We start from the raw sequence: 5,744 nt of genomic DNA on the forward strand, positions 1-5,744 counted from the left end.
CGCAGGCTGCGATCTTTTGATCTTTACGGCGCTATGAAGTCAAACGGCGCCAACGCAAACCCTTGCTCATCCACCTGCAACGCCCAACCCTGACGGTCCCAATCCCCCAGCACAATGCGTCTGGCCGCTTGCTCGCCGATCTGCAGTTTGTGGATGGCCGGGCGGTGGGTGTGGCCGTGGACCAGGGTGCGTACGCCGTATTCCTGCATGATCCGCGGGATTTCCTCGGGGGTCACGTCGACGATGTCGTTGGCTTTCATCCGGGTCTGGGTGCGGCTTTCGCTGCGCAGTTTGCGCGCCAGCTTGTGCCGGGTGCCCAAGGGCAGGTGCCGCAGGATAAACAAGGTGACGGGATTGCGCAGGTAACGGCGCATGCGCATATAGGCTTCGTCGCGGGTGCAGAGGCTGTCGCCGTGCATCAGCAGCACCGGCTCGCCGTTCAATTCAACGACGCTCGGGTCTTTGAGCCGAGTGCACCCGGCGGCCTTGCAGAAGGCCTTGCCGAGCATGAAATCGCGATTGCCATGCATCAGGAACACCTGCGTACCGCTGTCGCTGAGTTCCCGTAGTGCCTGGCAAATGGAAAGCTGGTAGGGGGTCATGGCATCGTCGCCGATCCATGCCTCGAAAAAATCTCCCAATATGTACAACGCTTGCGCCGAGCGGGCACGCCCGCTCAGTAAATCCAGAAACGCCCGGGTAATATCCGGGCGCTCCTCTTCCAGATGCAAATCTGAAATCAGCAATATCACTCAATGATCTCGGCTTTCTCGATGATCACGTCTTCTGCTGGCACGTCTTGATGACCGGACTTCATAGTGGTGGCAACACCTTTGATCTTGTCGACAACGTCGCTGCCTTCGACCACTTTACCGAATACTGCATAACCCCAGCCTTGCGCGGTTTTGGCGCTGTGGTTGAGGAAGCTGTTGTCGGCAACGTTGATGAAGAACTGCGCGGAAGCCGAATGCGGCTCCATGGTGCGGGCCATGGCGACGGTGTACTTGTCGTTGGAAAGACCGTTGTCGGCTTCGTTCTGGATGCTTGGGCGCTTGTCTTTCTTTTCCTTCATGCCAGGCTCGAAACCGCCGCCCTGGACCATGAAGTTACCAATGACACGGTGGAATACGGTGTTTTCGTAGTGACCGGCCTTAACGTATTCGACGAAGTTGGCCACGGTGATCGGGGCTTTTTCGGCGTTCAGTTCCAGGACGATGTCGCCCTTGTTGGTCGTCAGTTTGACTTTAGTCATGATCGTTATCGCTCTTTCAAGGAATTCGTGGGTTTCGGGGCGCTCACGCTGCCTGCGGGCCCGAACCGGTTTGGCAAAAAAAACGCCAGGGTGCGCAGTTTAGCGTGCCGGACGCGAATTTCGAGGCTGTTTTTCAAAACAGGTGCATTAAACGCAGCTGTTTTCGGGCCTCCTCTGTCAGGTGCTTGACAGCATCGGCTATGATAGCGGCTTTGTTTTGTCAGGCCCGTATTTCGGCCGCGCACTTGTATGTCCAAGGATCCTATGAGCAAGCCCACTGTCGACCCTACCTCGAATTCCAAGACCGGACCTGCCGTTCCAGTCAATTTCCTGCGCCCGATCATCCAGGCGGACCTGGACTCGGGTAAGCACACGCAGATCGTCACCCGTTTTCCGCCAGAGCCCAACGGCTACCTGCACATCGGCCATGCCAAGTCGATTTGTGTGAACTTCGGCCTGGCCGAGGAATTCGGTGGCGTCACGCACCTGCGTTTTGACGACACCAACCCGGCCAAGGAAGACCAGGAATACATCGACGCCATCGAAAGCGACATCAAATGGCTGGGTTTCCAATGGTCCGGTGAAGTGCGCTATGCCTCGCAGTACTTCGACCAGTTGCACGATTGGGCGGTGGAGCTGATCAAGGCTGGCAAGGCCTACGTTTGCGACCTGACCCCGGAGCAAGCCAGGGAATACCGTGGCAACCTGACCGAGCCGGGCAAGAACAGCCCGTTCCGTGAGCGCAGCGTCGAAGAAAACCTCGACTGGTTCGCGCGCATGAAGGCCGGCGAATTCAAGGACGGCGAGCGCGTCCTGCGGGCCAAAATCGACATGGCTTCGCCGAACATGAACCTGCGCGATCCGATCATGTACCGCATCCGTCACGAGCACCACCACCAGACCGGTGATACGTGGTGCATCTACCCGAACTACGACTTCACCCACGGTCAGTCGGATGCCATCGAAGGCATCACCCACTCGATCTGCACCCTGGAGTTCGAAGGCCACCGTCCGCTGTACGACTGGTTCCTCGACAACCTGCCAGTCCCGGCGCACCCGCGTCAGTACGAGTTCTCGCGGTTGAACCTGAACTACACCATCACCAGCAAGCGCAAGCTCAAGCAGTTGGTTGACGAGAAACACGTTCACGGCTGGGATGACCCGCGCATGTCCACGCTATCGGGTTTCCGCCGCCGTGGTTATACCCCGAAATCGATCCGCAACTTCTGCGACATGGTCGGCACCAACCGTTCCGAAGGCGTGGTCGACTTTGGCATGCTGGAATTCAGCATCCGCGACGACCTCGACCACAGCGCCCCGCGTGCCATGTGCGTGCTGCGTCCGCTGAAAGTCGTGATCACCAATTACCCGGAAGGTCAGGTCGAGAACCTCGAGTTGGCATGCCACCCGAAAGAAGACATGGGCGTGCGCGTGCTGCCGTTCGCCCGTGAGATCTACATCGACCGTGAAGACTTCATGGAAGAGCCGCCAAAAGGCTACAAGCGCCTGGAGCCGAACGGCGAAGTGCGCCTGCGCGGCAGCTACGTGATCCGTGCCGACGAAGCGATCAAGGACGCCGATGGCAACATCGTCGAACTGCGTTGCTCGTATGACCCGGAAACACTGGGCAAGAACCCTGAAGGCCGCAAGGTCAAAGGCGTGGTGCACTGGGTCCCGGCCGCGGCCAGCGTCGAGTGCGAAGTGCGTCTGTACGATCGCCTGTTCCGTTCGCCGAACCCTGAGAAGGCTGAAGACAGCGAAGGTTTCCTGGACAACATCAACCCTGATTCACTGCAGGTGCTCACCGGTTGTCGTGCTGAACCGTCATTGGCTCAAGCACAACCGGAAGACCGTTTCCAGTTCGAGCGCGAAGGCTACTTCTGCGCGGATATCAAAGACTCGAAACCAGGTCAGCCGGTGTTCAACCGTACCGTGACCCTGCGAGATTCGTGGGGCCAGTGATTCAGCGTTAAGGAAGGAGCACTCAGTGCTTACGATCTACAACACGCTCACCAAGAGCAAAGAAGTCTTCAAGCCTCTGGATGGCAACAATGTGCGCATGTACGTCTGCGGGATGACCGTGTACGACTACTGCCACATTGGCCATGGCCGCAGCATGGTCGCGTTCGACCTGGTGACCCGCTGGTTGCGGTTCAGCGGTTATAACCTGACCTACGTGCGCAACATCACCGACATCGAAGACAAGATCATCAACCGGGCTCGCGAGAACGGCGAGCCGTTTGATGCATTGACCGAACGGATGATCAAGGCCATGCACGAGGACGAGGCGCGCCTCAACATCCTCAAGCCGGACATGGAGCCACGTGCCACGGACCACATTCCGGGCATGTTGACCATGATCCAGACCCTGATCGACAAGGGGTACGCCTACGCCCCGGGCAATGGCGACGTCTACTACCGCGTTGCCAAGTTCATGGGTTATGGCAAGCTGTCGCGCAAGAAGATCGAAGACCTGCGCATCGGCGCGCGGATCGAAGTCGACGAGTCGAAACAGGACCCGCTGGACTTCGTGCTGTGGAAAGGCACCAAGCCGGGCGAGCCGAGCTGGCCATCACCGTGGGGTGACGGTCGTCCGGGCTGGCACATCGAATGCTCGGTGATGTCCACCTGCTGCCTCGGCGAGACCTTCGACATTCATGGCGGCGGCAGCGACCTTGAGTTCCCGCACCACGAAAACGAAATCGCCCAGAGCGAAGCGGCCACCGGCAAGACCTACGCCAACGCGTGGATGCATTGCGGCATGATTCGCATCAATGGCGAGAAGATGTCCAAGTCCTTGAACAACTTCTTCACCATTCGCGACGTGCTGGAAAAGTACCACCCGGAAGTCGTGCGTTACCTGCTGGTGTCGAGCCACTACCGCAGCGCGATCAACTACTCGGAAGACAACCTCAAGGACGCCAAGGGCGCCCTGGAACGTTTCTACCACGCGTTGAAAGGCCTGCCGACCGTGGCGCCTGCCGGCGGCGAAGCCTTCGTCGAGCGTTTCGCCCAGGTGATGAACGACGACTTCGGTACCCCGGAAGCTTGCGCGGTGCTGTTCGAAATGGTGCGCGAGATCAACCGCCTGCGCGACAGCGATGTGCACGCGGCGGCCGGTCTGGCGGCACGCTTGAAAGAACTGGCCAGCGTGCTCGGTGTGCTGCAACTGGAAGCCGAAGACTTCCTGCAGGCCGGCGCTGAAGGCCGGGTCGATGCGGCCGAGGTCGATGCGCTGATCCAGGCGCGTCTGGCCGCTCGTGCCAACAAGGACTGGGCCGAATCCGACCGCATCCGCGACCAGCTCACCGCCATGGGCGTGGTGCTGGAAGATGGCAAGGGTGGGACGACCTGGCGTTTGGCTGACTGATTGCTGCGTTTGCTATAAACAAAAACCCGCCTTGTGCGGGTTTTTGTTTATAGGGAAGGCGCAAGTACTGTGGTGTCTCGACTGAAACCATCGCGAGCAGGCTCGCACATTTGATCTTAGGTGTTCATTAGTATTGGGTTCACAGGAGATCCCCTGTGGGAGCGAGCCTGCTCGCGAATGATCTGGAGTCAGGCCCAGAATGGGAGTGACCTTAACAATCCAACTACCGCAGGCGACAGATCAAACCAGAATAGCCAGAGAGGTGTACTTGGCGACCATAGGGTCGGCAGTCAGGAGCTTCATGGGCTCTGTCATTGTGGTTGCTACAATGAGCCGGTCGAACGGATCTCGATGATGATGCTCCAGGTCCTTGACCGCGATGGCGTGCTCAAACGTGACAGGTAGCTCTATGAATCCGCTTTCGAGGCAGGAGTCCCTTATGCCTTCAAGATCGACATTCAGTTTGCCCAGCCCCACTTTGATAGCCATCTCCCAAAAAGACGCTGTGCTGATATAAATCTCAGTGGCGCTCTCAATCAGTTTCCTGGCCTTGCCTGAAAGTTTTGGGTCGTCACTCAAGGTCCATAGCAAAATATGAGTGTCGAGCAAAACCCTCATCCTTGAGCTCCTTCAAATGCATCCAGCATGTCGTCTGGCAGTGGTGCATCAAAGTCCTCAGGCAAGATCAGTTTGCCTTTCATTGCGCCGATACGTCGGCCTGTGGGTTTTCCTACAGGGACAAGGCGGGCAAGGGCCCGACCGTGTTTGGCAATTGTGATGATCTGGCCGGCAGCGGCATCATCAACCAGCTTGGACAGGTTGTTCTTGGCTTCGCCTAACGGGACAGTAATCATTTGGCATCTCCAATATTTTGGCCAAATATAGCCAAAATATTGGAGGTGAGCAAAGACGTATCGACAATTGGTTGAGTCTTCAGGTGTCTGATTTGCGTAATCGCTTGTACAGCGTATTGCGGCTGACCCCTAGGTGCCGTGCCAAATGTGAGATGTTCCCACCAGCCGCCCGTAACAACTGGTTCAAGTCTTCTGAACCGTCTAGTTGGCATGAAGCTGCGGGTTGAGTGGGCTCATTCATCTCCAGATCCACAAAAAAATCATCCGG

Annotated in this window: 7 protein-coding genes; 2 read left to right on the plus strand and 5 right to left on the minus strand. The window is 57.7% G+C overall.

The window, feature by feature from the left end; all coding sequences use genetic code 11:
- Nucleotides 1–23: 23 nt before the first annotated feature.
- Both lpxH and F8N85_RS33395 read right to left on the minus strand, forming a co-directional pair.
- Entirely contained in the window at nt 24–752 is a 729-nt protein-coding gene (lpxH, locus tag F8N85_RS33390; protein ID WP_150806916.1) for a UDP-2,3-diacylglucosamine diphosphatase, read from the minus strand.
- Nucleotides 749–1,252 (minus strand): peptidylprolyl isomerase, encoded by a 504-nt coding sequence (locus F8N85_RS33395; RefSeq protein ID WP_150806917.1) that lies wholly within the window; start codon nt 1,250–1,252, stop codon nt 749–751. The genes lpxH and F8N85_RS33395 overlap by 4 nt, the downstream gene beginning before the upstream one ends.
- Nucleotides 1,253–1,516: 264 nt before the next feature.
- Here F8N85_RS33395 and F8N85_RS33400 point away from each other — a divergent pair, with 264 nt between their 5' ends.
- Together F8N85_RS33400 and cysS are read left to right on the plus strand one after the other, a co-directional pair.
- Nucleotides 1,517–3,214, plus strand: a complete 1,698-nt coding sequence (locus F8N85_RS33400) for a glutamine--tRNA ligase/YqeY domain fusion protein (RefSeq protein WP_150807647.1) — start codon at nt 1,517–1,519, stop codon at nt 3,212–3,214.
- Between the two features lie 25 nt (nt 3,215–3,239).
- Entirely contained in the window at nt 3,240–4,622 is a 1,383-nt protein-coding gene (gene cysS / locus F8N85_RS33405) for a cysteine--tRNA ligase (protein WP_150807648.1), read from the plus strand.
- A 240-nt stretch (nt 4,623–4,862) separates the two neighbouring features.
- On the opposite strand, the gene F8N85_RS33410 is transcribed toward cysS, so the two are convergent.
- The 3 genes from F8N85_RS33410 to F8N85_RS33420 form a co-directional block, all read right to left on the minus strand.
- On the minus strand, nt 4,863–5,240 hold the full coding sequence (locus tag F8N85_RS33410; protein WP_150807649.1) for a type II toxin-antitoxin system VapC family toxin: 378 nt from the start codon (nt 5,238–5,240) through the stop codon (nt 4,863–4,865).
- Nucleotides 5,237–5,593: a type II toxin-antitoxin system Phd/YefM family antitoxin gene (locus F8N85_RS33415; protein WP_224795805.1), complete on the minus strand. Its 357-nt coding sequence runs from the start codon at nt 5,591–5,593 to the stop codon at nt 5,237–5,239. The genes F8N85_RS33410 and F8N85_RS33415 overlap by 4 nt, the downstream gene beginning before the upstream one ends.
- Nucleotides 5,556–5,744, minus strand: a 189-nt coding sequence (locus F8N85_RS33420; protein ID WP_191636316.1) for a helix-turn-helix domain-containing protein, incomplete at its 5' end; no start/stop codon positions are given. The genes F8N85_RS33420 and F8N85_RS33415, both read right to left, overlap by 38 nt.

The organism is Pseudomonas fluorescens, from assembly GCF_902497875.1.
GTDB lineage: Bacteria > Pseudomonadota > Gammaproteobacteria > Pseudomonadales > Pseudomonadaceae > Aquipseudomonas > Aquipseudomonas fluorescens_BR.

What these genes read in the sequence shown, in the direction of transcription:
- F8N85_RS33395 (WP_150806917.1), bottom strand. Translation starts at nt 1,252, where the DNA reads ATGACTAAAGTCAAACTGACGACCAACAAGGGCGACATCGTCCTGGAA.
- F8N85_RS33400 (WP_150807647.1), top strand. Translation starts at nt 1,517, where the DNA reads ATGAGCAAGCCCACTGTCGACCCTACCTCGAATTCCAAGACCGGACCT.
- F8N85_RS33410 (WP_150807649.1), bottom strand. Translation starts at nt 5,240, where the DNA reads ATGAGGGTTTTGCTCGACACTCATATTTTGCTATGGACCTTGAGTGAC.